The organism is Pseudomonas sp. NBRC 111124, from assembly GCF_001320245.1.
In the GTDB taxonomy this organism is placed as follows: Bacteria; Pseudomonadota; Gammaproteobacteria; order Pseudomonadales; family Pseudomonadaceae; genus Aquipseudomonas.
In genome coordinates this window covers 92303-115497 of sequence record NZ_BCBA01000001.1, presented here as the reverse complement: position 1 = coordinate 115497, position 23195 = coordinate 92303, and the positions used below count along the sequence as shown (strand labels likewise).

The 23195-nt window shown below is 62.8% G+C and carries 22 protein-coding genes, 2 pseudogenes and 1 riboswitch; of the genes and pseudogenes, 14 read left to right on the top strand and 10 right to left on the bottom strand.

The genetic code is table 11. The features are described from left to right. Positions 1-108: 108 nt before the first annotated feature. The gene (locus tag APH28_RS00500; protein WP_060507086.1) at positions 109-1251 is read left to right on the top strand and encodes a glycerate kinase; all 1143 of its coding nucleotides are present in this window, start codon (positions 109-111) and stop codon (positions 1249-1251) included. A gap of 34 nt (positions 1252-1285) precedes the next feature. On the opposite strand, the gene APH28_RS00495 is transcribed toward APH28_RS00500, so the two are convergent. The 4 genes from APH28_RS00495 to APH28_RS00480 all read right to left on the bottom strand — a co-directional run bounded on the left by APH28_RS00495 (position 1286) and on the right by APH28_RS00480 (position 9232). Next, complete coding sequence (locus tag APH28_RS00495; protein WP_060507085.1) at positions 1286-2236, bottom strand: site-specific integrase; 951 nt, start codon at positions 2234-2236, stop codon at positions 1286-1288. A 136-nt stretch (positions 2237-2372) separates the two neighbouring features. Next, on the bottom strand, positions 2373-4700 hold the full coding sequence (locus APH28_RS00490; protein ID WP_060507084.1) for a bifunctional diguanylate cyclase/phosphodiesterase: 2328 nt from the start codon (positions 4698-4700) through the stop codon (positions 2373-2375). Positions 4701-4780: 80 nt separating this feature from the next. Beyond that, a complete protein-coding gene (locus tag APH28_RS00485) occupies positions 4781-5776 on the bottom strand; it encodes an SCO family protein (RefSeq protein WP_060507083.1) in 996 nt (331 codons plus the stop codon). Between the two features lie 63 nt (positions 5777-5839). Beyond that, positions 5840-9232 carry an Ig-like domain-containing protein gene (locus APH28_RS00480; RefSeq protein WP_060507082.1) on the bottom strand — a complete coding sequence of 1131 codons (3393 nt, stop codon included), beginning with the start codon at positions 9230-9232 and terminating at the stop codon, positions 5840-5842. A 251-nt stretch (positions 9233-9483) separates the two neighbouring features. After that, positions 9484-9598, top strand: a riboswitch (TPP riboswitch). A gap of 30 nt (positions 9599-9628) precedes the next feature. Here APH28_RS00480 and APH28_RS00475 point away from each other — a divergent pair. Continuing rightward, positions 9629-10276: a TenA family protein gene (locus APH28_RS00475; protein WP_060507150.1), complete on the top strand. Its 648-nt coding sequence runs from the start codon at positions 9629-9631 to the stop codon at positions 10274-10276. Continuing rightward, positions 10273-10938 (top strand): thiaminase II, encoded by a 666-nt coding sequence (gene tenA, locus APH28_RS00470; RefSeq protein ID WP_060507081.1) that lies wholly within the window; start codon positions 10273-10275, stop codon positions 10936-10938. The genes APH28_RS00475 and tenA overlap by 4 nt, the downstream gene beginning before the upstream one ends. Before the next feature lie 15 nt (positions 10939-10953). Here the strand turns inward: tenA and APH28_RS00465 are convergent, their stop codons facing one another. Continuing rightward, the gene (locus tag APH28_RS00465) at positions 10954-11148 is read right to left on the bottom strand and encodes a hypothetical protein (RefSeq protein WP_060507080.1); all 195 of its coding nucleotides are present in this window, start codon (positions 11146-11148) and stop codon (positions 10954-10956) included. 256 nt (positions 11149-11404) lie between these two features. Here APH28_RS00465 and APH28_RS27680 point away from each other — a divergent pair. The 3 genes and pseudogenes from APH28_RS27680 to APH28_RS29035 all read left to right on the top strand — a co-directional run. Then, positions 11405-11893, top strand: a pseudogene (locus tag APH28_RS27680) (type VI secretion IcmF C-terminal domain-containing protein); the annotation flags it as partial. A gap of 193 nt (positions 11894-12086) precedes the next feature. Further along, the gene (locus tag APH28_RS00455) at positions 12087-13067 is read left to right on the top strand and encodes a DNA-binding protein (RefSeq protein WP_060507078.1); all 981 of its coding nucleotides are present in this window, start codon (positions 12087-12089) and stop codon (positions 13065-13067) included. Positions 13068-13124: 57 nt separating this feature from the next. After that, positions 13125-13295 (top strand): DUF6021 family protein, encoded by a 171-nt coding sequence (locus APH28_RS29035; RefSeq protein WP_256248211.1) that lies wholly within the window; start codon positions 13125-13127, stop codon positions 13293-13295. Between the two features lie 47 nt (positions 13296-13342). On the opposite strand, the gene APH28_RS00450 is transcribed toward APH28_RS29035, so the two are convergent. Both APH28_RS00450 and APH28_RS00445 read right to left on the bottom strand, forming a co-directional pair. Beyond that, a complete protein-coding gene (locus APH28_RS00450; RefSeq protein WP_060507077.1) occupies positions 13343-13594 on the bottom strand; it encodes a hypothetical protein in 252 nt (83 codons plus the stop codon). Positions 13595-13618: 24 nt separating this feature from the next. Continuing rightward, entirely contained in the window at positions 13619-14119 is a 501-nt protein-coding gene (locus APH28_RS00445; RefSeq protein ID WP_060507076.1) for a DUF4142 domain-containing protein, read from the bottom strand. A 162-nt stretch (positions 14120-14281) separates the two neighbouring features. Here APH28_RS00445 and APH28_RS00440 point away from each other — a divergent pair, with 162 nt between their 5' ends. Then, complete coding sequence (locus tag APH28_RS00440; RefSeq protein WP_060507075.1) at positions 14282-15847, top strand: sensor domain-containing diguanylate cyclase; 1566 nt, start codon at positions 14282-14284, stop codon at positions 15845-15847. Positions 15848-15851: 4 nt separating this feature from the next. Here APH28_RS00440 and APH28_RS00435 read toward each other — a convergent pair whose 3' ends face one another. Continuing rightward, positions 15852-16358: a GNAT family N-acetyltransferase gene (locus APH28_RS00435; RefSeq protein WP_060507074.1), complete on the bottom strand. Its 507-nt coding sequence runs from the start codon at positions 16356-16358 to the stop codon at positions 15852-15854. A 12-nt stretch (positions 16359-16370) separates the two neighbouring features. Next, positions 16371-16532 (bottom strand): hypothetical protein, encoded by a 162-nt coding sequence (locus APH28_RS29370; protein WP_156340846.1) that lies wholly within the window; start codon positions 16530-16532, stop codon positions 16371-16373. An 86-nt stretch (positions 16533-16618) separates the two neighbouring features. Here APH28_RS29370 and APH28_RS00430 point away from each other — a divergent pair, with 86 nt between their 5' ends. Beyond that, positions 16619-17092 (top strand): sterol desaturase family protein, encoded by a 474-nt coding sequence (locus APH28_RS00430; RefSeq protein ID WP_060507149.1) that lies wholly within the window; start codon positions 16619-16621, stop codon positions 17090-17092. On the opposite strand, the gene APH28_RS00425 is transcribed toward APH28_RS00430, so the two are convergent. Beyond that, entirely contained in the window at positions 17049-17936 is an 888-nt protein-coding gene (locus APH28_RS00425; protein WP_060507073.1) for a bile acid:sodium symporter family protein, read from the bottom strand. The two genes, APH28_RS00430 and APH28_RS00425, sit on opposite strands and share 44 nt — an antisense overlap. 193 nt (positions 17937-18129) lie before the next feature. On the opposite strand from APH28_RS00425, the gene APH28_RS00420 reads away from it, so the two are divergent. The 6 genes and pseudogenes from APH28_RS00420 to APH28_RS00395 all read left to right on the top strand — a co-directional run bounded on the left by APH28_RS00420 (position 18130) and on the right by APH28_RS00395 (position 23157). Continuing rightward, a complete protein-coding gene (locus tag APH28_RS00420) occupies positions 18130-19011 on the top strand; it encodes a Dyp-type peroxidase (protein WP_060507072.1) in 882 nt (293 codons plus the stop codon). 307 nt (positions 19012-19318) lie between these two features. Continuing rightward, positions 19319-19459, top strand: a pseudogene (locus tag APH28_RS00415) (KGG domain-containing protein); the annotation flags it as partial. A 59-nt stretch (positions 19460-19518) separates the two neighbouring features. Further along, entirely contained in the window at positions 19519-19716 is a 198-nt protein-coding gene (locus tag APH28_RS00410) for a hypothetical protein (RefSeq protein ID WP_060507070.1), read from the top strand. An 18-nt stretch (positions 19717-19734) separates the two neighbouring features. Further along, on the top strand, positions 19735-21063 hold the full coding sequence (locus tag APH28_RS00405) for an iron-containing redox enzyme family protein (protein ID WP_060507069.1): 1329 nt from the start codon (positions 19735-19737) through the stop codon (positions 21061-21063). Beyond that, positions 21063-22016, top strand: a complete 954-nt coding sequence (locus APH28_RS00400; protein ID WP_060507068.1) for a class I SAM-dependent methyltransferase — start codon at positions 21063-21065, stop codon at positions 22014-22016. Before APH28_RS00405 ends, APH28_RS00400 begins: the two co-directional genes overlap by 1 nt. 4 nt (positions 22017-22020) lie before the next feature. After that, positions 22021-23157 (top strand): carboxylate-amine ligase, encoded by a 1137-nt coding sequence (locus tag APH28_RS00395; protein ID WP_060507067.1) that lies wholly within the window; start codon positions 22021-22023, stop codon positions 23155-23157. The last annotated feature ends 38 nt before the right edge of the window (positions 23158-23195 follow it).

Here is a 23195-nt window from a genome sequence, read left to right as displayed (position 1 = left end):
TTGCACAGGCATTTGCCCAAACAACGCCGCCGGCCTTTTGTGCATCCGACCGAGGCCGGCGCGCGATGCAACTGTCAGCATGCCAGTCATCAGGACAGGAGAATCCCCATGAAAATCGTCATCGCCCCCGACTCGTTCAAGGACAGCCTCGACGCTGCCGGTGTCGCCCGTGCTATCGCCCTTGGCCTGGGCCAGGCGCTGCCCGCTGCCGAACTGGTCGAATGCCCGATGGCCGATGGCGGCGAAGGCACCATGGAGGCGATCGTGGCGGCTAGCCATGGCGAACTGCGCCGGCAGGCGGTGCGCGGGCCGTTGGGGCAGCGCGTGGAAGCCGGTTGGGGCTGGCTGGCAGACAGCCGCACCGCGGTGATCGAGATGGCCCAGGCCAGCGGTATCCAGCTGGTGCCCAGTGGCCAGCGCGATGCCTGCCGCAGCACCACCTGGGGCACCGGCGAACTCATTGCTGCCGCCCTGGCGGCCGGTGCACAACGCATTGTTCTGGCCATTGGCGGCAGTGCCACCAACGATGGCGGCAGCGGCATGCTGCGGGCCTTGGGCCTGCGCCTGCTGGATGCCGATGGACAAGCGCTGGAGGAGGGTGGCCTGGCCCTGGCCCGGCTGGCGCGTATCGACGCCAGCGACCTGGACCCACGCCTGGCCGAGGTGCAGGTGGAAGTAGCGGCCGATGTCGACAACCCGCTGTGCGGCGCCAATGGCGCCTCGGCGATTTTCGGCCCGCAGAAGGGCGCTAACCCGCAGCAGGTGCAAGCGCTGGACCAGGCCCTCGGCCATTTTGCCGACCATTGTGCGCAGTTGCTGGGTGAAGACGTGCGCGACTTCCCCGGTTGCGGGGCGGCCGGGGGCATGGGCTTTGCGGCCAAGGCCTTCATGGGCGCGCGCTTCCGCCCGGGCGTGGAAGTGGTCGCCGAACTGGCAGGCCTTGACGCGCTGGTGCAAGGCGCCGACCTGGTGATTACCGGTGAAGGGCGCTTCGACGCCCAGACCCTGCGCGGCAAGACGCCCATGGGCGTTGCGCGGGTGGCCAAGCGTCACGGGGTGCCGGTGGTGGTGCTGGCCGGGACCTTGGGCGAAGGTTACCAACAGCTGTATGCCCACGGTATCGACGCGGCCTTTGCCCTGGCCAACGGGCCGATGACCCTGGAGCAGGCCTGCGCGAATGCCGCGCAGCTATTGCAGGATCGCGCCAGTGACATTGCCCGTGTCTGGCAGTGCGCCGGGCAGCACCGCTGATACCGTGCAACCTCCAGCGCCGATCGGTACACCTTCAGGGAATGAGCGCCTGCGCCTGGCTGGCTGGTAACACGGCCAACTCGCCAAAGCGTTGCGCGGCATCGATGTAGCGCAAGGCCGACTTGGCGTCTTTCCAGCCCACGTAGCTCATCAGTGCCTTCAGCTCCCAGCCATTGGCCGTTGCCCAGGTGGCAAAGCCGCGGCGCAGGGAATGGCCGGTGTACAGGGCGGCGGGCACACCGGCACGCTCCAGCATGCGTCGCAGCAGGCCGACCAGGCTGTTGCTGTTGAGCGGCGTGTCGCTGAGGTTGCCCCAACGGTCGAGCTTGCGAAACACCGGGCCGTGGGCGATGCCGGCCACTTCAAGCCATTGCAGATAGGCATTGACCGGGCACAGCGTCTTCAGCGCCGGCGTGCGGTGCTGCACGCCAAGCGCTTCGCGGTCGCCCTTGCTGCGCGGGAGGAACAGGGTGATGCCGACGCCGGCTTCGGCCTGGATGTGCTCGACGCGTAAGCGCGCCAGTTCATCACCGCGAAAGCCGCGCCAGAAGCCCAGCAACAGCAAGGCAGTGTCGCGCCGGGCGCGGCGCAGGGCCGGTAGGTCATGGCCTGCGCGGGCCTGGGTGGCGTCGGCCTCGAAACGTTCCACGGCGGCTTGCAGGTGCTGCAGCAACAGCGGGGCGGCCTGCCGGGGAGGCGTCGGGTGCAAGGTACGAATGCCGCGCAGCACCTGGCGCACCAGCGGCGCCTTGGTCGGATCGGGGAAGCCCTGGCTGATGTGCCACTGGCTGAGCGCGGCAAGGCGTTGCCGCAGGGTGCTGACCGCGTGCTGTTCGGCGTGGTCGGCCAGGTAGCGCGCGATGCTGTCGGCGGTGGCCGGCAGGAACCCGCCCCAATGGGCCTCGAAGTGTTCGATGGCGGCCTGGTAGCTGCGCCGGGTGTTGTCGCGGGTGGCGGCGCGGACGTAGCGCTCGATGTCGGTCATGGTGGTGATGCCAGCTTCATGTTGGCGACACCATAACGCTTATTGGTTTGCCTGTCCGGGCCTCTTCGCGGCTGAAGCCGCTCCTACAGGGTGAACTGCGCCCCTGAGGTTGGACAAAAATCCAACCTCAGAGGGTTCACAACACGCATGGCTTTTCCTCGATACCGTTGAAGGGCGGATATTCAAGCAACTGTGCCGGCGACAGCGGCCGACTGAAGTGGTAGCCCTGCGCGATATCGCAACCGGCAAGCTTCAGGCACACCACCTGCTCGCGGGTCTCGACGCCTTCGGCCACCACTTCCAGCCCCAGGCGCTTGGCCAGGATGATGGTCGAGGACACGATCGGGCTGTCGTCGTAGCTGTTGGACAGCGGCGCGATCAGCGAGCGGTCGATTTTCAGCTTGCTCAGCGGCAGCGACTGCAGGTGCGCAAAGCCTGCGTAGCCGCGGCCGAAGTCGTCCAGGCTGATGCCCAGCCCGGCAGCACGCAGGCGATGCAGGTGGTCGACGGCGGTGCCTTCGGGGTCGAGGATGGTGGTTTCGGTGATCTCCAGCTCCAGGCGCTGCGGGTTGATGCCGTACAGCTGCAGCTTGGCCAGCAGGCGGGTGCTGAAGTCGGCCTGGCGCAACTGCATGGCCGAGACATTCACCGCCAGGCGCGCTTCGCGGCCCTGTGCGTTCCAGCGGGCCAGTTCTTCGCAGGCCAGGCGCAGCACCTCCCATCCCAGCTCGATGATGAAACCGCTGCGTTCGGCCAGGCTGATGAAGCGGTCCGGATAGAGCAACCCGAACTCGGGATGGTCCCAGCGCACCAAGGCCTCATAGCCCAGGACCCGGTGGCTATCCAAGCGGATCTGCGGCTGGTAGTGCAGCACGAACTGGCGTTCGGTCAGGGCCGTGCCGAAGGCCTGCTCGAGGGTAAAGGCCTGGATGTCGGAAAGGTTCAGCGAGGGGTCGAAGAAACGGTACTGGGCACGGCCGGCCTGTTTGGCCGAGTACATGGCGGCATCGGCGCAGCGGATCAGGCTGTCGATGTCCTGGCCATCACGCGGGCAGATGCTGACCCCGACACTGGGGCTGGTGTTGACCTCCTGGCCGTCGAGGGCGTAGGTGGCCGAGAGTTTCTGTACCAGCGTGCGTACCCAGCTGTTGATCTGTTCCTCACTGCGCTCGCCTGCCAGCAGCACCACGAATTCGTCACCGCCGAAGCGCGAGGCTTCGTCGCCAGTTTCCAGCAGGCGCTGAATGCGCCCGGCCACGGCCTGCAGCAGCAGGTCGCCGATCTTGTGCCCGAGCGAGTCGTTGATCGACTTGAAACGGTCCATGTCGATGAACAGGATCGCCATCAGGCGGCGCTTGCCGCGTTGCCGGGTCAGCGCTTGCCCGGCGACTTCGACGAACTGGCGGCGGTTGTGCAGGCCGCTGAGGTGGTCGGTGGCGGCGGCGTGGCTGCTGCGCCGGTGTTCGTCTTCCAGGCGGTCGATCAGTTGCTGGTTGACCTGCTGCGCGTGCTCCAGGGCGTTGAACGCCTCCTGGCGCTTGTGCAGCAGGCGCAGGGTCCAGGCCAGGCTGGCGAGGATCATCAGGGTCATGCTCAGGTTCAGCCAGAACTGCCGCGAGTAGGCCCGCGTCGTCGGGGCAAGCATCTCGTCATAGCGCTGGCTGACCAGCACGCCGAAACCGCGCTCGGGCACCCGCCGGTACAGGCTTTGATAGGGGACCCCTGCCGCGTACTGGGTCAGCTGCCCCGACGCCTCGTCAGTGTTTGCCATGTCCGGCTCGAAGCTGCCCCCAGTCACGACCACGCCGCTGGTATCGATACGTAGGCGCTCCTGGCCATCCTCCTGAATCAGGCGCATCAGGCCGCTGTCGCCGAGGTCGATGTGCTGGAACAGCACCGCCAGGTAGCCGATGTCGAGCTGCACGACCAGAATGTTGTCGATCTCGCGGCCCGGCAGGTCGGTCAATGGCAGCAGGAACGGCAGGCGCCAGTTGGGCAGGGGCTGTGCCGAGGTGTCTGGAGTGACCTGCGGCATGAACGGTTTGAAGCCGTAATGGGCAACATGCACCTGCAGTTGTTTCAGCCAGTCGCTGGGCAGAGTTGCGGCTTCATCGCTGTGGCTGGCAGACAGCAGCCGACCCTGGCGGTCGTACAGGCTCATGCGCTTGAACACCGGGTCCTCGGCCAGCAGCCTGGCCAGGCTCAGGCTGCCCTGACGCAATGTCTTCATGTCGTCCTGGGTTACCCGGCCGACGGCCTGGGCGCGGTCGACCAGCTGGCGCAGGCTTTCGGCAACGATAGAGGCCAGGTTGAGATGCTCGGCCGCCTTGGCCGCCAGTGCATCCTGGCGTGCGGCGGCCTTCTGGGTGACGTGCAGCCCCCAGAGGAAGGCCAGGGTGGCTGCACAGAGCATCAATACCATCAGGCGCAGGAGGCCTGCAGAGGAGAGGGAGCGACGGATCACTGCTGGTTTTCCCGACCCTGGGTGAAGGCCGAAAAATACGACAGATAGATGACAGCCTCATGACTGGTGGCTAATTGCCTTTAAAGTTTTCCCCGGTCAGCCAGGGGGGCCTGTATGCGTGAGGTTTCTTCCTGCAGGTAGGTAATCAGCGCGCTGACCTCGGTATCGCCCAGGCGCATGTTGGGCATGGCCAGGCGGTTGTACTGCTCGTAAAGCAGGGTGGCCAGTGGCTCCTTCTCGGCCAGCATCTGGTCCGGTTCCTTCAGCCAGCGTATCAGCCAGCTTGGGTCGCGTTGCTGGGTCACGCCGAGCAGGTCGGGGCCGATGCCGGGTTGGCCGGGCTCGGTATTACCCACGGTGTGGCAGGACGAGCAGCGGGTGCGGAAGATCTGTTCGCCGCTGCTGGGCGGGCGGATTTGCGGTGCGCTGGCGTAGTCGTTAGCCCTGTCGCTGGCCTGTTTCCAATTGTGCAGGCTGTTGCCCAGACGGTCGGCGAGGATGTACGGGCTTTCGAAGGGCGAGGCCTTCATCCAGCGGCCAGTGGCCTGGTTGCCGATGATCAGGCTCAGGTTGTGGTCCTTGGAGCGACCGTTCTCAAGGCCTTCGATGTACAAGCCCAAGCGCCGGCGCAACTGTTCGATATCCTCAGGCTCGCCGGTGAGCAGGGTCCAGCCGGGGCCAATGCCGAACTTTTCGGCGTAGCGCTTTAGGGTGGCGGGGGTGTCGTTGTAGGGATCGATGCTGATGGAGTAGAGGAAGATGTCCTTGCCAATCCGATCACCGAGGATTTTTTGCACCTGGCGCAAGCGGGCGGTTTCCACCGGGCAGGAGTCGGAGCAGCCGGTGAAGATGAAGTTGATTGCCACCACCTTGTCCTTGATCAGGTCGTCGAAGAACCGCACGTGCTTGCCGTCCTGGGTGACCAGCGGGGTATTGGGGAAGTAGCTGGCGCCCCATGGGGTGGTGGCTACGGTCGATGGCGCCGTTTGTGCCGATTCAGCCGGCTTGATGGGCCAGTAATGGGTGCCGGCGGCGAACAGGGTGAGGGCAAGCAGAACACGCCATGACTGGGCCATGATCACATTCCTCCCGTGTTGATGGAGTTGGGGCCGCAAGGCGGCCCCTTTTCATTGGAACAATCACTTGATGGTTATTGGCGCCGTCACGCTCTGACCCAGTGCCGACTTCACGGTAATGGTTGCCGGGCTAGCCGGGCCGTTACCGGTAGTGGACACCGACAACCGCCAGCGTGCCCCGCTGCTCGCTGCGGTCAGCGTCGCCGTGCCCAGGTTCAGCGGGCCACTGGTGGTGGCTGCGGTCACGCTGATGCTGTTGCCGTTGGCCACCGAGATGGTGCCAGAGATGTCCCAGGTGTAGCGGTTGTTGCTGCGCACCTGGACCACAGCGCTGGTGACCTGGATCTGGTCTGCGACCACTGCCGGGCCCACCGCCACATTGACCGTGGCCGGGCTCAGCGAATCGGCACCCTTGGCGTCACGCGCCGTGTAGGCAAAGCTGGCGGTGAACGGGGTGTCGACCGTGGTCGGTGGCGTGTAGGTCACGGTGGTGCCATCGGTACTGACCGTACCCTTGCCGGAATCCGGCTGGTTCAGGCCCTTGACGGTCAGCGGCAGGTTGCCCTCGGGGTCGGTGTCGTTGGCGAGCACGTTGATCACGATCGGCTTGCCGGCCGTGGTCGCGGCGTTGTCGTTGACGGCCACCGGTGGCTTGTTGGCAGTGTCGTTGTTGTTATTGCTGGCGGTGCGGAAGGTTGGCAGGCCTACCGATGCCATGTATTGCACACCATCCCAGCCCGGCAGCGGTGTGGGCATGACCTGAAACTGCCCCGGGTGCTCGATGTCCCAGCGCAGCAGCATCGAGTTGTCTTCGTGCTGGGTGTTGTGGCAGTGCTCCATGTAAGTGCCGGCGAACTCACGGAAGTGAATGGCCATTTCCACTTCGCTGGAGGAGTCGGCGTCCGGGCCGATGCGGTAGACGTCCTTGCGTGCCCATTTTTCCCACTCTGGCGGAGCTTTGCCGTCACGGCTGAGGACCACGCCTTCCTCGAAGTGCACATGCACCGGGTGGCTCCAGCCGCTGCCGCCGTTCTTGATCTTCCACACCTCCAGGGTACCGTCGCCACTGAAGCCGCCCTGGGTCGCTTCGTTGGCCAGTTGCGCTGCGGCGGAGATACGCCGTGGGTCCATGCTGTAGCCGAAGCCACCGTCGGTCTTGATGGTCCAGGGGGTGGTGTCGGTACCGTCGGAGCGGCCAAAGGTGAACTCGCGGTGGCGGGCGGCCTTGATCTTGGCCTGGTCTGCCACGGCATTGCGATCAATCACCAGCGGGATCATCTTCAGGCCTTCGGCCTTGCCCGGTTTGGCCGGTTCATAGGCGCTCGGGTCCATGCTGACGTCGGTGCCGCTGTAAGGCTGCACAACAAACTGCATGACCTTGCCGACCACTGGGTCGCCGCCGTCCCATTGAGGCCCAATGCTGGTCTGCTTGATCACCGCCTTGTACTTCTCGGACAGCACGTCGGCCAGCGGGATGGGCTGTTTCGGGCCCTTGCCGGTCTCATGCTCCATGATGTTGACGATGTACAGCTTGTCGCCGACCTTGATCCCGTTCTTGGCGAAGTTGATGATGATGTCGTAACGCTCGGCGATGCCTTGCAGCGGCAGGATGCCGTTGTTGTCGTCGGTCTTGCCGTCACCGTTGAGGTCCAGGGTGCCGTCGAACGGCACGGCGTGTTCCATGATGTTGCCGTCGTTGGCGATCATGTGGAACGGCACCCGGGCGTACGACACGTTGGAGCCGGAAGGGCCTTTGAACTCGCCACTGTTGCCGGCGATTTCACGGACCACGGCGAACTTGAAGTAGCGCGACACCGAGCCGTTGAGGATGCGGAAACGGTAGCTGCGTGCGCGGACCTTGAGTTTGGGTAAGTACTGCCAGTTGACCAGTACCTGGTCACCGAGGAAGCCATCGGTGTTGAACGGGTTGAACCACAGCTGGCCGTTCTGATCCCAGGCCTTGTCGGCGATCAGCAAATTGACGTCGTAGTCGCGGTTGCCCCACGCCATCCCCGAGCCGCTGGGGAAACGCAGGTTGACGCCGTCCTGCAGCGCTTCGTTGCCGCGGTCCAGCGCGCTGTAGTAGTTCATCATCACGGCGTTGCCTTTGTAGACGTTCTGCGCCGTGAAATCCATCATGTGGTCGTGGAACCAGTGGGTACTCATGGTTTCGTGCCAGTCGCCACGAATCTTGATGCTGCCGTTCTCGCAGGTCTTGAGCCCCGGGTTGGCGTCGTTGACGAACAGGGTTTCGCCAGGCGAGCAGGGGAAGGCGGCGCGCGGGTCTTCAGCACGGGTGTTGATCGTGTCGTAGCCGGCCAGCTGGATCGGCCAGCGATAGTCGTAATACTGGCCGGGGAAGAAGTAGGCGTTGGCGAAACCGTCACTTTCGGCCGGTGAGTGGCCGTTGTGCTCATGGGTGGAAATGGTGTGCAAGCCGAAGCCTGCGTTCGCCGCCGGGTCGATCGGCAGGGCGTTGTAATGACGCATCAGCACCGGCTGGCCATAGCGGACCATCAGCAGCTTGGCCGGGAAGGTACCGTCGAAGGTCCACAGCGACTTGTGGTTCTGCAGCGGCATGTTCGGGTGGAAACGGGTGTCGATGCCCTTGGTGGTGCCCAGGGTAGTCGGGATGTCCGAGGTCTGGTAATACAGCCCGCCCGGGCCGAACTCGCCCACGGCATAGTTGTGCAACTGCTTGCGGTCGCGCAGCCCCTGGTTGATGCGCGCACCTGCCTGCGCAGTCTTGAACGCCGCCTGGGGGTAAAACTCGTTCCAGCGCTGGTGCGACCAGCCCTTTCCTGGTGGCCGGCCTTCTGCCGGCGAACCGACCGAATTGCGGTTGAGGAACATCTCGATCTGCGCTTTCCACGGGTTGCGGTCCAGGGTGTTGGCGTACTGGGTTGGGTACGGGTACAGGCCCGGTTGCTTGAGGAATGCTTCCAGGGCGTTGCCGTTGGGGCTGCTGCGCGCGACCACGTTGGGGTCTTGAGCAGGTTCTGGGCCCAGTGTGGGAACGGGGAAGGTCAGCGTCGGTGGCGGAATGTTGGGGTCGAGTTTTTCCGGGCCGAATTCTTCGAACAGCAGCAATTGTTGGGTGAACGGCTGCGCCCCGAACAACGGGCTCGGCTTGCCGTTGGTAGGGTAGTTGCGTGAGGTCTGCAAGGCTGGCGGCAGCACGTTATCGACGCGGTTGCTGGCACGGTCGCCGTAGACCCCGTTTTGCAGTTCCAGTGAGCCTTGATTGGCCTCAGGCAGGTTGAACAGATTAAGCAGCGCTGGACCGGGGTCGGCGGGCTGGTCATCGTAATGCGACGGGTCCGTCGGCGGCGGCTGGCTGACATCATCCAGCGAGGCGGCCATGGCTGAGATCAGCCCGAGGCTGAGCATCAGTGCGGTCACGGCAGACAATGTGAAGGCGTGGCTGGTGGGGTGGATCACGGCAGGTGTTTTCATTGCCTGGTGCCTCGCTCGCGGCTAAATGGCTAAGGGCCATCAATGGCGTATTGCCGGGTTTTTATGGCCTGAGCAACCGCTGTGCCAACAGACAATGCGGTAATACTTTGTTAAACAACTCCGTATATCGCCTGAGGCACGCTAAATAACGGGGTATCAAGGACCGGGTACAAGTCCCCGAAAACGGGCAGGATGGGGCCCAACTCCGGTGATGGAATTGGTGACAATTCGCAATTGGCGCTGTATACCTGTTGACCACCAAGGGGAGCCCGGCAACGGGCTGAGAAACCGCTGGCACCTGCAGCGCGGTGACCCTTCGAACCTGATCCGGATAATGCCGGCGAAGGGATGGGGCTGCCGACCTGCCTTTTGCCGGCCTCACTGCGAGGCCACACCATGACCGAACGCTTCAGCGAGACCCTGCAACGCCAGAATCAACCGACCTGGTCGGCCGCCGTCGGCCACCGTTTCGTCACCGAACTCTGCGCCGGCAGCGTGGCAGACCCGATCATGGTCCGCTACCTGGTCCAGGATCACCGCTTTCTCGACAGCTTCCTGACCTTGCTCGGCGCCGCCATCGCCACCGCCGACACCTATGAAGCCCGCCTGCGTTTCGGTCGCTTCGCCGGGATGATCTCCAGCGACGAAAACACCTACTTCCTGCGTGCATTCGAGGCCCTGGACGTCAGCGCGGCGCAACGCACCGAGCCCGCCGACACTGCACCAACCGCAGGTTTCAAGGCCATCATGCGCGAGGCGGCGGCCACCCGTTCCTATGCCGCCGCACTGGCCGTGCTGAACGTTGCCGAAGGCCTGTACCTGGACTGGGCCCTCAAGGCGCCTAAGCCGTTGCCGGCCAACTTCGTCTACGCGGAATGGATCACCCTGCACGACAACCCGGCGTTCTGCGATTTCGTGGCATTCCTGAAAGCCGAGCTGGACCGTGTCGGCCCTCAGGAGGCCGCGTTGGCCAGTGATTTCTATGCCCGTACCGTTGAGCTGGAGCTTGCCTTCTTCGACGCCGTTTACAGCGAGGAGGCATGAGCATGGACATTTTCGAGCGTTTGAAGGCCGCTACGGCCGGGCAGTGGAACAGCTATGTCGACCACGACTTCGTGCGGCAGATGGGCGAGGGCACCTTGTCGGAAGAAGCCTTCCGCACCTACCTGATCCAGGACTACCTGTTCCTCATCCAGTTCGCCCGCGCCTGGGCCCTGGCCGCCTACAAGAGCCGCCTGCCGGCGGATATCCGCGCTGCCCAGGCGGGCCTGGCGGCGATTCTTGACGAGACCGAACTGCACCTGCGGTTGTGCGCGCGCTGGGGGTTGTCGCAGGCCGATATTCAGGCAGCGCCTGAGCACCAGGCGACCGTGGCTTACACCCGCTACGTGCTCGACTGCGGCGCGGCCGGTGACCTGCTCGAATTGCATGTGGCGTTGGCGCCGTGCGTGATCGGTTACGCCGAGATTGGCCGTACGCTGACGGAGCGCATTGGCGACCTGAGCGATCACCCGTACCGGGAGTGGATTGGCGAGTATGCCGGGGAGGCTTATCAGGGTGTGGCAGCGGCGGCCCGCAAGCACCTGGATGAACTGGCGGCGCGGAGCATGACCGAGCAGCGGTTTGTGGAGCTGGCACAGATCTTTGGCCAGGCTTCACGGCTGGAGGCTGATTTCTGGCAGATGGGGCTGGATGTCGTTGCCTGAGGCCGGGCTCAGCCTTCAATCGTGCGTTTTGGGGGAGGATTTGTGAATCGCCGTGCACATGAACCGCACGGCGATCCGGTCGCGTTCGGGCAGGGTGCGGAAGTAGTTGATCAGGTTCACCTCTTCCTTTGTGAGGCGGCGCAGGAACAGGCGCTGGTTGAAGGGGGTGAACGCACGGAGGATGCGAAACAGAACGGAATCGATTGCCATGGAATCGCCTTGCGGGGTTGTGGGCCTCGTCCGTGAGAATTTGCTTACTTTGTCAGGGGATAAAGGTGAAGTCTAGCGACATGGGTCAATGTTTTGTATTGGCGGCTCAAGCGGCGTAAACACGGCTTTGGCTGGTCGCCACCCCTGTTTGACTGTGCAGCTTTTCACTGTGGGCAAAGCGATAGACGTATAGGCGCACGGTCTTCTGCTGGAAGATGCGCCAGTTCGAGCCAGGCCGGCACGGCCCAGTTGTGGCTTGACCAGCGGCTTGCCGGAGCCGATCAACCACCAGGTCAGGAAAATAGCCGACCAAACGGCGCAAGTGCTGTATGTCGAAGCCCTTCGCGAGCTTGAGCGGCGCTGGGATGCCGAGGTGTACAGCTTCTTTCAGCAGCGCCTGGCCGGGCGGTACCCGTTCGTTGTGCGGGCTCCTCCACCCCGAGGCTCTGCAAATCGGCCAGCACGGGCAGTCGTTGGTCCGTAGCGACGTGATAGAACAATTGGCGCTGGCAGATCGCATTCGAACAGCAGCAGGCTGGAGTACAGGGGGCCATGGTCGATGTTCCGGTTGCTGAGCCGCGGCGCATTGAATGGTCGCACGCCCACCAGCGTTGACCTGAGCTTCGCGACAGGCGATGGCGTGATGCGCTACCGGCTAAATGCGGAGAAGGCTTTCAATCCCATCACCCAAGAACCCTTCAAAGGCTTCAAATTGCCACGTGGCCTGTTACAGAACCCCGGCTGAGCAGGTGCCACAGCAGGCTCACTACCGTACTGACGTCATCGTTCAACGACCCAGAGAGCGCTTTTTCGTCCTTCACATGCGATAAGCCGTGATTATTAAGCCTTAGATTTCACTTGAAATATCGCCTGGCAATGAACAAAATCCCCACGTATTTACATGGTACGTATCATGTTACGAAATCGTAGGAGCAACCATGGCCCGGGGCGGTATCAACAAGGCGGTAGTGCAGCAGGCGCGGCAGGTGCTGATCGCACGAGGCGAGTACCCCAGCATCGATGCGGTACGTATCGAGCTGGGTAATACAGGCTCGAAGACCACCATTCATCGCTACCTGAAGGAGCTTGAGGGGCCCAAGCCTGTAGCACTGCAGGGGCAGGCTGCATTGAGCGATTCACTGACCCGGCTGGTATCGCAGTTGGCTGCCCAGGTGCAGGAGGAAGGTGACGCCCGCGTCGAACAGGCCGAAGCCGCGTTCAATGAGCAGCGCGAGCAATTGCAAGCGCAGTTGCAATTGGCGCAGCAGGCGCTGGCCGCCGCGCACCAGCAACAAGAGATCCAGGCAGCTGCGCTGGCTGCCGAATCGGAGCGCTTGGTGACCACGCAGAATTCGCTACAGACCGAGCAGTTGCGCAGCGCAAGCCTCAATCAGTCTTTGGGTGAATTACAGGTGCGCCTCGCCGACAAGGAAGAGCAGGTGCGCTCGCTGGAAGACAAGCACCGCCATGCCCGAGATGCGCTGGAGCATTACCGCACTGCCAGTCGCGAACAGCGCGAGCAGGATCAGCGCCGGCATGAGGCACAGACCCAGCAGCTGCAGGTGGAGCTGCGCCAGTTGCAGCAAGGCATGATCGTCAAGCAGGACGAACTGACCCGCCTGCACCGCGACAACGAGCGTATGCTCGGCGAGCACCGCCAGGCCACCAGTCAATGCAAGGTCAAGGATGAGCTACTCGAACAGCGCGACGCGCAGATCCAGGGATTGCGGACCATCCTGGCGCAGGCGCAGGGCGCCAGCGACGAAATGCGTCGGCAATTGCAAGTACAAACTCAGAGCCTGGAAGAAAACCGTGCCATCTGTACGGAGCAAGGCAGGCAGTTGCAGCTCTTGCAGGACGAACTGATCAAGCGCGATGAAGCGCTACAGGCACTCAGGGCGCAGCAAGCTGGCAATTGAATAAAACTTCCTGATGCAGGCGCGTTCTTCCATAGACATTCCTTGGGAGAGCGAATAATGAACAAGCCAGAACAGCATCAGCAGGGCCCACACTCGTCGGACCATGCAAACAAGAAGGGCGAGCTGGGTTTTGACCCCGATTCCCCGGACCTGAGCGACCCGCAAGTTGACCCGCAAGGGCCAGCGAAGCCCCCACGGGACGTTGAAAAAACCAACAAGGGCCAATGATTCAACCCGCCCCATCGCCGCTCTTCGGGCGATGGGGCGGTTGAGCCTTAACCCTCCACTTGCTTGGCCGCCTCGACCCCCGCCGAAGACAGCTTGATCGGGTAGTTCAGGCTGATCTGGTGGTCATTATCGACCGCCACGGCGCCATCCTGGATCAGGCCGTGTTCCTGCAGCGTCTTGAGCATGCCGGCCACGGCTTTCTCGCCGCGGTAGTTGTCCAGTAGCTCCTTGCCCAACCCTTGCGGGTGAGCGTGCAGCAGGCGGGTGAGGATTTCGCTTCGCAATGCATCGTTAGTCATGTGTGGCCTCGTGTCATAGGGCGGTCACTTGCCGTGGGTGGCCTGCAGTGCCTTGGCCTGCTCCAGATGGTGTTCAAGCTTTGGCAGGGTTTCGCTGGCAAAGGCTTTCAGCTCCGGCTTGTCGGAAGACGCTGCTTCTTTCTTGAACAGCTCCACGGCTTTTTCGTGGGCGTCAACCTGGTTGTTGACATAGGATTTGTCGAACGACTCGTCGCGCCATTCGAGGATCATCTTCTTCACTTTATCGGTCAGCGCCGCTTCGTCCGGCACGCTGATGTCCAGTTTGCGGGCAATGTCGCCGAGCTTCTGGTTAGCCGCGGTGTGGTCGGTGACCATCTGCTGGGCAAATGTCTTGATCTCGGCGTTCTGGCTTTTTTCAAGGGCCAAATTACCGGTGACCACCTCGGCGATGCCGGATTCGGTGGCGGCCTCGACAAAATCGTCGGAGGTGGCGGCCATTGCCTGCAACGATGCCATGCCCAGTACCAGGGACAACCCAGCGCGTTTGATGAACAGATTGCTCATGCCTGACTCCTCATAACCGTTGGCGCGACCTCAGTGTCGCGTACGGTTGAGCAGCGATCACGGGCAAAGGTTTCGTTTTTCTAGGCGCCGGTCGTTCATCGAAAGGCACCCGGGCGCTGAACTATAGTCATAGGTGGCATACGCTTGAGGGCAAGGACTTCCATGGTTGCAGCCAGAAAGCAGGACGAGGACGGGCTGTTCACGGCGAACGGCGAGGGGCGAGCAGTGGCCTTGTTCCGCCTGGTGCTGTCGTTCATGGCCGTGGCGATGCTGGCATTCGTGCTGGTCGAGGGCTGGCGTACCTGGCGCGACTATCGGCACGCGTTCGCCAATGCCGAGAACATGGTCACCAACCTCGCCAGGGCCACCAGCCAGCACGCCGAAGATGCCATTCGCCAGGTAGACGCGATTACCGCAGCACTGACCGAGCGCATCGAAGGTGACGGTTTCGACCACCTGAACCGCCCTCGGCTGCATGCATTACTGGCTCAGCAGAGGGCCATCATGCCGCAGCTGCACGGCCTGTTCGTCTTTGCTCCGGACGGTAGCTGGATCGTGACGGATCGCGCCGCGATACCGCCAAAGGCCAACAATGGCGACCGCGATTACTTCATCTACCACCGCACACATACCGATCGCAGCGTGCAAATCGGCTCGGTGGTGCGCAGCCGAACCACCGGCGACCTGATCATCCCCATCTCGCGCCGGCTGGATAACCCCGATGGCAGCTTTGCCGGGGTCATGCTTGGCACCATCAAGGTGGACTGGTTCGTCCGCTATTACGGCGATTTCAAGATAGACGAACGAGGCGCACTGGTATTGGCCAAGCGCGATGGCACCATCCTTGTCCGTCGGCCGTTCGTGGAACAGGTGGTCGGACGCAGCCTGGCCAACAGCGAGGTGTTCCGCAATCACCTGCCTTACGCCGCCGAAGGCCTGGCCGATGCGGTGGCGGTTGTCGATGGTACTCCGCGTCTTTATGCCTACCGGGCACTGACAAGCTACCCCTTGGTGGTAGAGGCGGGGTTGTCACGCGAGTCGATCATCGCCCCGTGGCGCCATGATGTGATCAAGTCGGTCACGGTACTGCTGCTGATGTTGGTCGGTCTGGCTGCGTTCGGCTGGGTGGTGTTGCGCCAGTTGCGCGAGCGTATCGCCATCGAGCGGGCGTTGCACCAGGCGCATCAGACCCTCAAGTCGTTGGCTCTGACCGACAGCTTGACCGGGCTGGGCAATCGCCGGCGGCTGGATGCGGTGTTCGAAGCCGAGCTCAAACGGGCGCGCCGCCAGGGCTACCCACTGGCGCTGGTGATGCTCGATCTGGATTACTTCAAACTGTACAACGACCGCTATGGCCACCTGGCGGGTGACCAATGCCTGCGCCGCTTTGCCGAGATCATGCAGCAAGCATTGAAGCGGCCGGCGGACCTGGCCGTGCGCTATGGCGGTGAAGAGTTCACCGTGCTGTTGCCCGATACCGATGCCGCCGGCGCGGAACTGGTCGTGGAAGAGATCATGCAGTTGCTGCGCCGCCACGCGATCCCCCACGCCGGTAGCCCTTTGGGGCTGGTATCGGTCAGTGCCGGGATCGCCGTTGGTCACCCAACGCGTGATGCCTGCACAACGGAAAGCCTGATGGCGTCGGCCGACGCTGCGCTGTACCAGGCCAAGCGGCAGGGCCGTGACGGTTACACGGTGGCAGCCAAACTGACGGTGAATGCCGAGTGAGCGGTCACACCAGCGGCAGGCGCATGGCGCAGCGCCCTGACAAGCCATGGGCGCGCTCTGTTGCCAGAATGCCCTGCAACCTTGCCCCCAGTTGCGGTTCAGCGAGCACCTCGAAGCCGTACCTGGCATAGAACGGGCCATTCCAGTGCACTTGGGCAAAGGTGGTCAAGGTCAGTTCCACGGCACCCCATTGCCCCGCCACGGCACAAGCCTGATCCAGCAACTGCCTGCCGATCCCCTGGCCCTGGGACTGCGACCGTACCGAAAGCTCGTGAACATGCAGCGCCTGACCTTCCAGGCTCAGGCACACAAACCCCAGCGCCTCCCCCTGATTATCCTCGGCCAACCAGCTGCCATTGGCAGCAATGAAGGCTTCGTGGGCTTTTTCATCCAGCCCCTCGGCGCTGGCCAACCAGGCCAGCTCCGGGAGCTGCAGGAACGCCTGAGCGGCTGACTGCTCGATTGCCATCAGCTGAGTGATGTCAGCCAGCAGAGCAGGGCGAATGCGCATTGTGTGCTCCTTTCAGGTAAGGGCAGTAGTCGGTCGCATGCAACGCGGGGATTGCTCAAGGCGCTCCAGTTGCGCCGGGGCGTGTGGGTTGCCAAGCAGTTCAGCATGCATCTCAAGGCACGCCGGGTTGGCCAAGTCCTCGCTGTGCAGCATCAGGCTGCGTACCTGGATCACATCCTACAGCCGGTCACGACGTCATGGAAAAAAACCTGGGTAATCGTTACCCTTGCGCCATTCTCCGCCACACCCCGGACCGTTACATGCTGTTCAATCTCGCCGTGCTGCTCGGCACCCTGGTGGCCATGGAAGGTGTCGGCACGCTGGCTCACAAGTACATCATGCATGGCTGGGGCTGGTGGCTGCACCGCTCGCACCATGAGCCGCAGCTGGGCATGCTGGAAACCAACGACCTGTACCTGGTGGCGCTGGGCCTGATTGCCACGGCATTGGTCGCCCTGGGCAAGGCCGGCCATGCGCCGCTGCAGTGGGTGGGCGCAGGCGTGGCCGGGTACGGCGTGCTGTACGTGCTGGCCCATGACGGTTTCTTTCACCGGCATTGGCCGCGCAAGATGCGGCCGGTCAACCGTTACCTCAAGCGCCTGCACCGTGCTCATCAGCTGCACCATGCCGTGAAGGGGCGCACGGGCAGCGTCTCGTTCGGCTTCTTCTACGCGCCACCGCTGAAGGTGCTCAAACGCCAGTTGCAGGCGCGGTTGCCACGCGACCGCGGCTGACCCACCAACCGAACCCTGCCGCCGTGAAGAACATGATCAGGCTGTAAAGCGCAGCCGGCACAGCCATGGTGGGGTTGTTCAGCAGCGATGGGCTCAGCGCCAGGGCGATGGCCAGGGTACCGTTGTGGATGCCGATTTCCATGCCGATGGCGATCGCCTGGCGCTTGGGGATGCTTAGCAAGCGGGGCACCCAGTAGCCGAGCGCGAGGCTGATCAGGTTGAACAGCAAGGCGGCCAGGCCCACCAGCGGTGCATATTCGACGACGGTATGCCAGTCCTTGGCCAAGGCCAGAACGATGGTGAATGCCAGGAATAGCGCTGCCACCAGCTTCATCGGCTTCTCCATGCGTGCGGCAAAGCGCGGTACCCAATGGCGGATCAGCATGCCCAAAGCCACGGGCAGCAGGACGATGGCGAACACCTGCATGACCTTGGCAAATTGCAGCGGGATGGCCTGGTCTGAGGCCATGAACCAGGCCAGGGACAGGTTCACCAGCAGTGGCATGGTCAGGATCGCGATCAGCGAGTTGACCGCTGTCAGGGTGATATTCAGCGCCACATCACCGTGGGCCAGGTGGCTGAACAGGTTGGCGGTGGTGCCACCCGGGGAAGCCGCCAGCAGCATCAGGCCGACCGCCAGCGCCGATTCCAGCCCAAAACCATTGGCGATCAGGAAGCACACCAGCGGCAACAGCAGGATCTGGCAGCACAGGCCGATCACCACCGGTTTCGGGTATTTCACCACGCGGGCGAAATCGGCCAGCGTCAGAGACAAACCGAGGCCGAGCATGATGATGCCCAACGCCAAGGGGAGGAATGCAGTGAGCAAGGGGGAGGCGGTCATGGGCAGGTACTCGGGCAAAGGATGCAAGCAGTCTAGGCAGGCCCTGCGGGCTGGCTAATTGCAATACGCCAGTACTTGGTAACTGTTTGTTACTGGATTACCGCCAAGCCTTGGCGCACCGCGCCTGCATGCCGCGTTGCGATAGGCGCCTGGGCGCAGTAGCATTCCGCTTTTTGCCGAGGATTAGCCTTTCATGCCGTTCCAGCAAGGTCTGCTTGCCACCCCCGTGCCGGCCCACGCCCGTCACCTGTTCTTCGCCGTGCAGTTGCCCGAGGCGCTGCCTGCTGTACTGGATGCCCTGCTGCCGCTGGTGGATGGCCAGAACCTCATCGTCGGTATCGGTGCGCCGTTGGTAAGAGCGCTTGGTCGCGACATACCTGGCCTGCGCGCGTTCCCGCAGCTCGATGCCGCCGTGGAAAACCCTAGCACCCAGCACGCCCTGTGGCTGTGGTTGCGTGGCAACGAACGTGGCGACCTGTTGCTCCAGGCCCAGGCACTGGAGCAAGTACTGGCCCCGGCAATGCGCCTGGCTGATAGCGTCGATGGCTTCCTGCACCGGGGTGGCCATGACCTCACTGGCTACGAAGACGGCACCGAGAACCCGGTGGACCAGGACGCTGTGGACGCAGCCATTGTCGCTGGTGGGCAGCCGGGCCTGGCCGGTTCCAGCTTTGCCGCCTTCCAGCTGTGGAAGCACGACCTGGAGTATTTCAAGTCGCTGCCCCAGGCCGACCAGGACAACATCATCGGCCGTCGCCTGAGCGACAACGAAGAGCTCGACGACGCGCCAGCGTCGGCCCACGTCAAGCGTACCGCCCAGGAGAGCTTCGAGCCGGAAGCCTTCATGGTCCGCCGTTCGGTTGCATGGACGGATAGCCGTGGTGCAGGCCTGGCGTTCATCGCCCTGGGTCACAGCCTCGATGCGTTCGAGGTGCAACTGCGGCGCATGAGCGGCCTGGAAGACGGCATCATCGATGGTCTGTACCGCTTCAGCCGGCCGCTGACCGGCGGTTATTACTGGTGCCCGCCGATGGCCGCATCGGGTCTGGACCTGAGCGCGCTGCTGCAGGCCTGAAGACTTCACATCCAGGTAAAGAATCACCCGCCAGCGCTGGGTAGGGCGGCTAGCCTTGAAAGTCGCGATGTCCTACGCGCTGGTGCGGCTTTACAGCCGCTGGCCGCCATCCACTGGCGCACCAAATATCTCGCCGCTGCTTATTTAATGCCGCCGGTCCGAACCCTTCGTAATAAAGCGAATCCTCCGATATTGCCGAACTCCGACCTTATGTACGGCGCAGCGCCGTGCACACTTCGAAAGCCACAAGAGGTTAGAGACCATGGCCAGCAAAGAAAACAGCCGCAGCGGCAGCCAGGGTGGCAACAAGAACCCAGGCAACTTCGCCAATGACCGGGAAAAAGCATCCGAAGCCGGGCGCAAAGGTGGGCAAAGCTCCGGCGGCGGCCAAAGCTCGGGCAGCGGGCGCAGCAGCAGCGATTCGAGCCGCAAGGGCGGCCGTTCGTAAGTGAGTGTACGCGGTGCTGGGGCGACCTGGCACCGCGGTTGGATGAACTGGGAGGTCCCATGCGCCTGAAGCCGCTGATCGCCTTGCTTGGCAGCCTTACACTGCTTGGCGGGTGCTTTGATCGTGACAATAACCACCCTGGCAAGGACAACGCGTCAAACAAGGCCTCGGTGCAGATGCAGCAGCATGATGAAAAACCAGCGCCGCAACCTGCCCCGGATCCTGAGCCGATGCCGCAAGAAAATAAAAGCCAATGATTGCATAAGGAGCATGGCATGACGGTCATGACCCGCACCCTTGCCGCAGCTGCCGGTTCTGCGACGGCGGACTGCCTGCTAAACCGTTATCAGGCCATGATTGAGGGGCATGATCCCTCAGCTGCTCAATGGCTGGAAATGCAGCTCGCACGCGCCGACCAATTGCCGGACGACTTGCCGGACACACCCGCTCAGTTGAATGCCTGGAGTGCACAGCACACTGACCAGGTGGCGAGTGACTACGCGGCGTATCTTCGAGCCCGCCAGCAAGGTGCACCGCGTTACTATTTCAACAACCGCTCCCAAGCGATGTGGTTCCTGCAGCAGGTTGCGCCAACAAAAGGTGTGGATGGCGCCTGGCTGCAGGGCACCTTGCAGCATTGGGCGGACCCACGCTATCACGGGTTGATTCAGACCTATCTGGAAGAGCTGGGTAACGGCGACCCCCGATGCAATCACGTGCTGATCTACCAGCGTTTGCTGAGCCGCCTGGGGGCACACTCGTCTCTGCTGGATGACGAGCGCTATCTACAAGGTGCGTTGCAACTTGCCTTGGGGCAGCACAGTGAGCGTTATCTGCCCGAGGTAATCGGCTACAACCTGGGTTATGAACAACCGCCACTGCACCTGCTGATCACTACCTATGAGCTGGCGGAGCTTGGCATCGATGGCCATTATTTCCAGTTGCATGTGACCATCGACAATGCTGCCAGCGGCCATGCGCAAAAGTCGATTCAAGCTGTGCATCAACTGTGCCCTGCAGGTGATGAAGCACAATTCTATGCGCGCGTGCGCCGAGGCTATCGCCTCAATAATTTGGGTATCGACACGCCAAGCCTCATCGCCAGCTTCGATCTGCATGCGCAGCTGATTGCCGCTTTGGAACAAAAAAGCCTGTTCGGTCGCTTCATGCATGCCGATCGTTGCCGCCTGCAAAAGCGCACGATCAACCAATGGCTCGCCGAGCCGGGCGCGATGCCAGCCTTTATCGATGCGATGTGCGAGCAGGGCTGGATCAAGCGCGGCGAGGACCCCACCCAAAGTCGCTGGTGGAAGGTGATCGAAGGGCCCACCGCGCCGATGTTCGGCGTATTTACAGCGTACGAAAAGCAGCTCTGGCATGACTGGATAGCCGCAGACTGGCAAGCTCCGCTGCGCCGCGTGCAACCCGGCAGCTGGGAACCGCAGTCAGGCATGGACACACCACTGGCCCCGTTACCCGTCGATCAGAACATCGCTTCACTGATCGAGCGCATGCTTGGCAATCGCCATGCGTCCCCGGACGGGCTGCTGGCCACCCGTGCCTATTTGCGCGCCACTGGCCTCACTCAGGAGGCGTTCGATTGATGATGCCAGCCCCACAACACATGGGCGCTGATGAAGCGCTGCTGCAACTTGGTAAACGGTTGCGCGCCGACGGCTACCACTTTACCTGCGTGACACCTGCCACCCACAGCCGCAACAATGCACGCAGCTGTGCTGAGCGGGCTACGACACTGCGCGACGTATTTGGCTGGAGCCGGCCCTTTGCGCCTTCTTTGTTATCAGCTGACGAATTGCAGCAGCTGCGACAGGCACAGCTACTGAGCGAAACAGAAGGCTTGCTACGCAGCAAGGTACGCTTTTCCAGCCTGGATGAGCTGCTTCTGGTGCATTCCGCTTATCCGACCGAAGCCAGCGATGCGGTGTTCTTTGGCCCCGACAGTTACCGCTTTGCGCAGGTCATTCATGACCACTTGCAGCGCAGCCATACGCGTGTCCAGCATGCGGTCGACATCGGCTGCGGCAGTGGTGTGGGCGCTTTGGTGATCGCCCGGGCCGTGCGGCATGCGCAGGTCAGTGCCGTCGACATCAACCCCTTGGCGCTACGCTATACCGCTATCAACGCCGCCTTGGCTGGCGTGAGCAATCTTTCTGCGCAGTCCAGCGACCTGCTCGACGGGATAACGGGTACTTTCGACCTGATCGTAGCGAACCCGCCGTACATGCTCGATGCCGGGCAAAGAACCTATCGCCACGGCGGCGGCTCGCTGGGTGCCGAACTGTCGCTGCGCATCGTTGATCAGGCGCGCGAACGCCTAAGCGCCCATGGCACGTTGCTGTTGTATACCGGCGTGGCCATCATCGACGGCCGTGATGCGCTGCTCGAGGCCATTCGGTTACGGCTTGCCGGCCCGCACTGGTCGTGGAGCTATCGAGAGATCGATCCCGACGTGTTCGGTGAACAATTGGACGAAGCAGGGTATGAGCGGGTCGAGCGCATTGCCGCAGTCGCGCTGACCGTCACTCGCAATAGATAAAACCATGACGCTGCCCTGTACGTTCGGCATCGAAGAAGAGTACTTGCTGGTGGACCTCGCCAGTGGCCGGGTGCAGGTGACGCCGTCATTGACCGTCATGCGGCGCTGCCGCGAAGTGTTGGGCAAACACTTCGCCGAAGAGATGTTTCGCAGCCAGGTAGAAGTGGTGTCACCGGTGTTCACCTCAACCTGGGAAGCCCGCGAGTTTTTTACCCTGAGCCGTCAACGCCTGCAGCAAGCCCTGGCAGCAGAGGGCGTTGGCCTGTACGGCGCTGCCAGTCACCCTAATGCGCCGTGGTTGAAGCAGAAAGCCAGGCCTTCGGCGCATTACCGGCAGGTATTTGACGATTACCGGCACGTTGCGCGCCGGTCGCTGCTCAATGGCCTGCATGTACATGTGGGCGTGCCTGGGGGGTGCGACCGGATGCAGCTGATCAACCGAGTCGTGGACTGGTTACCGCTTTTTCTGGCATTGAGTGCCTCGTCGCCGCTGTGGGAGGGCCAGGAAACCGGCTACATGAGTTACCGGCGGGTAATCTGTGGCGAGTGGCCGCACATGGGGCTACCCGAACCGTTGGCCGACTGGGCAGCCTACGAGCGTTATCGGGCGTTGTTGCAGCGCACAGGTTCGATGGCAGAGGATGGCGATTTCTGGTGGGCGATCAGGCCCTCGCGCCGCTATCCGACCGTGGAGTTGCGCATCTGCGATGCCTGCCCCAACCTTGAGGACGGGTTGTGCATCGCCGCATTGTTACGGCACCTGGTGGAGCATGCACTGGCGCATCGTCAGCCTTGGGCCCCGACCAATCGAGAGCTTCGCTGGGTCACTCAGGAAAACTACTGGCGCGCCCAGCGCCATGGCCGACATGCCGAATTCATCGGCATTGATGGGCAACTGCCGGTCACGGCTGAGGGCTGGTTGGCTCAGCTCGAAGCTCAGTATCCAGTGGACAGCATGGACGCCGAGCGCGCCTTCAGCCACGCGCGGCAGATCCTGCGGGAGGGTAACAGTGCCGACAAGCAGCTGGCCTGCCTGCGCGAAGCCCGTGACAATGGCTTGAGCCCTGCGCAGGCGCAGCGCCAGGTGATCGACCAGGTATTGCGCCAAGGGTCATGCACAGCTGCCAGCAGCGCCGCCTGAAATCATCGACTTGCATTCCTTCGGGTTTCGCTGAAAAT

Coding starts and splice junctions, on each gene's coding strand:
- APH28_RS00500 (WP_060507086.1), top strand. CDS start 109: ATGAAAATCGTCATCGCCCCCGACTCGTTCAAGGACAGCCTCGACGCT.
- APH28_RS00495 (WP_060507085.1), bottom strand. CDS start 2,236: ATGACCGACATCGAGCGCTACGTCCGCGCCGCCACCCGCGACAACACC.
- APH28_RS00485 (WP_060507083.1), bottom strand. CDS start 5,776: ATGGCCCAGTCATGGCGTGTTCTGCTTGCCCTCACCCTGTTCGCCGCC.
- APH28_RS00480 (WP_060507082.1), bottom strand. CDS start 9,232: ATGAAAACACCTGCCGTGATCCACCCCACCAGCCACGCCTTCACATTG.
- APH28_RS00475 (WP_060507150.1), top strand. CDS start 9,629: ATGACCGAACGCTTCAGCGAGACCCTGCAACGCCAGAATCAACCGACC.
- tenA (WP_060507081.1), top strand. CDS start 10,273: ATGAGCATGGACATTTTCGAGCGTTTGAAGGCCGCTACGGCCGGGCAG.
- APH28_RS00465 (WP_060507080.1), bottom strand. CDS start 11,148: ATGGCAATCGATTCCGTTCTGTTTCGCATCCTCCGTGCGTTCACCCCC.
- APH28_RS00455 (WP_060507078.1), top strand. CDS start 12,087: ATGGCCCGGGGCGGTATCAACAAGGCGGTAGTGCAGCAGGCGCGGCAG.
- APH28_RS29035 (WP_256248211.1), top strand. CDS start 13,125: ATGAACAAGCCAGAACAGCATCAGCAGGGCCCACACTCGTCGGACCAT.
- APH28_RS00450 (WP_060507077.1), bottom strand. CDS start 13,594: ATGACTAACGATGCATTGCGAAGCGAAATCCTCACCCGCCTGCTGCAC.
- APH28_RS00445 (WP_060507076.1), bottom strand. CDS start 14,119: ATGAGCAATCTGTTCATCAAACGCGCTGGGTTGTCCCTGGTACTGGGC.
- APH28_RS00440 (WP_060507075.1), top strand. CDS start 14,282: ATGGTTGCAGCCAGAAAGCAGGACGAGGACGGGCTGTTCACGGCGAAC.
- APH28_RS00435 (WP_060507074.1), bottom strand. CDS start 16,358: ATGCGCATTCGCCCTGCTCTGCTGGCTGACATCACTCAGCTGATGGCA.
- APH28_RS00430 (WP_060507149.1), top strand. CDS start 16,619: ATGCTGTTCAATCTCGCCGTGCTGCTCGGCACCCTGGTGGCCATGGAA.
- APH28_RS00425 (WP_060507073.1), bottom strand. CDS start 17,936: ATGACCGCCTCCCCCTTGCTCACTGCATTCCTCCCCTTGGCGTTGGGC.
- APH28_RS00420 (WP_060507072.1), top strand. CDS start 18,130: ATGCCGTTCCAGCAAGGTCTGCTTGCCACCCCCGTGCCGGCCCACGCC.
- APH28_RS00410 (WP_060507070.1), top strand. CDS start 19,519: ATGCGCCTGAAGCCGCTGATCGCCTTGCTTGGCAGCCTTACACTGCTT.
- APH28_RS00405 (WP_060507069.1), top strand. CDS start 19,735: ATGACGGTCATGACCCGCACCCTTGCCGCAGCTGCCGGTTCTGCGACG.
- APH28_RS00400 (WP_060507068.1), top strand. CDS start 21,063: ATGATGCCAGCCCCACAACACATGGGCGCTGATGAAGCGCTGCTGCAA.
- APH28_RS00395 (WP_060507067.1), top strand. CDS start 22,021: ATGACGCTGCCCTGTACGTTCGGCATCGAAGAAGAGTACTTGCTGGTG.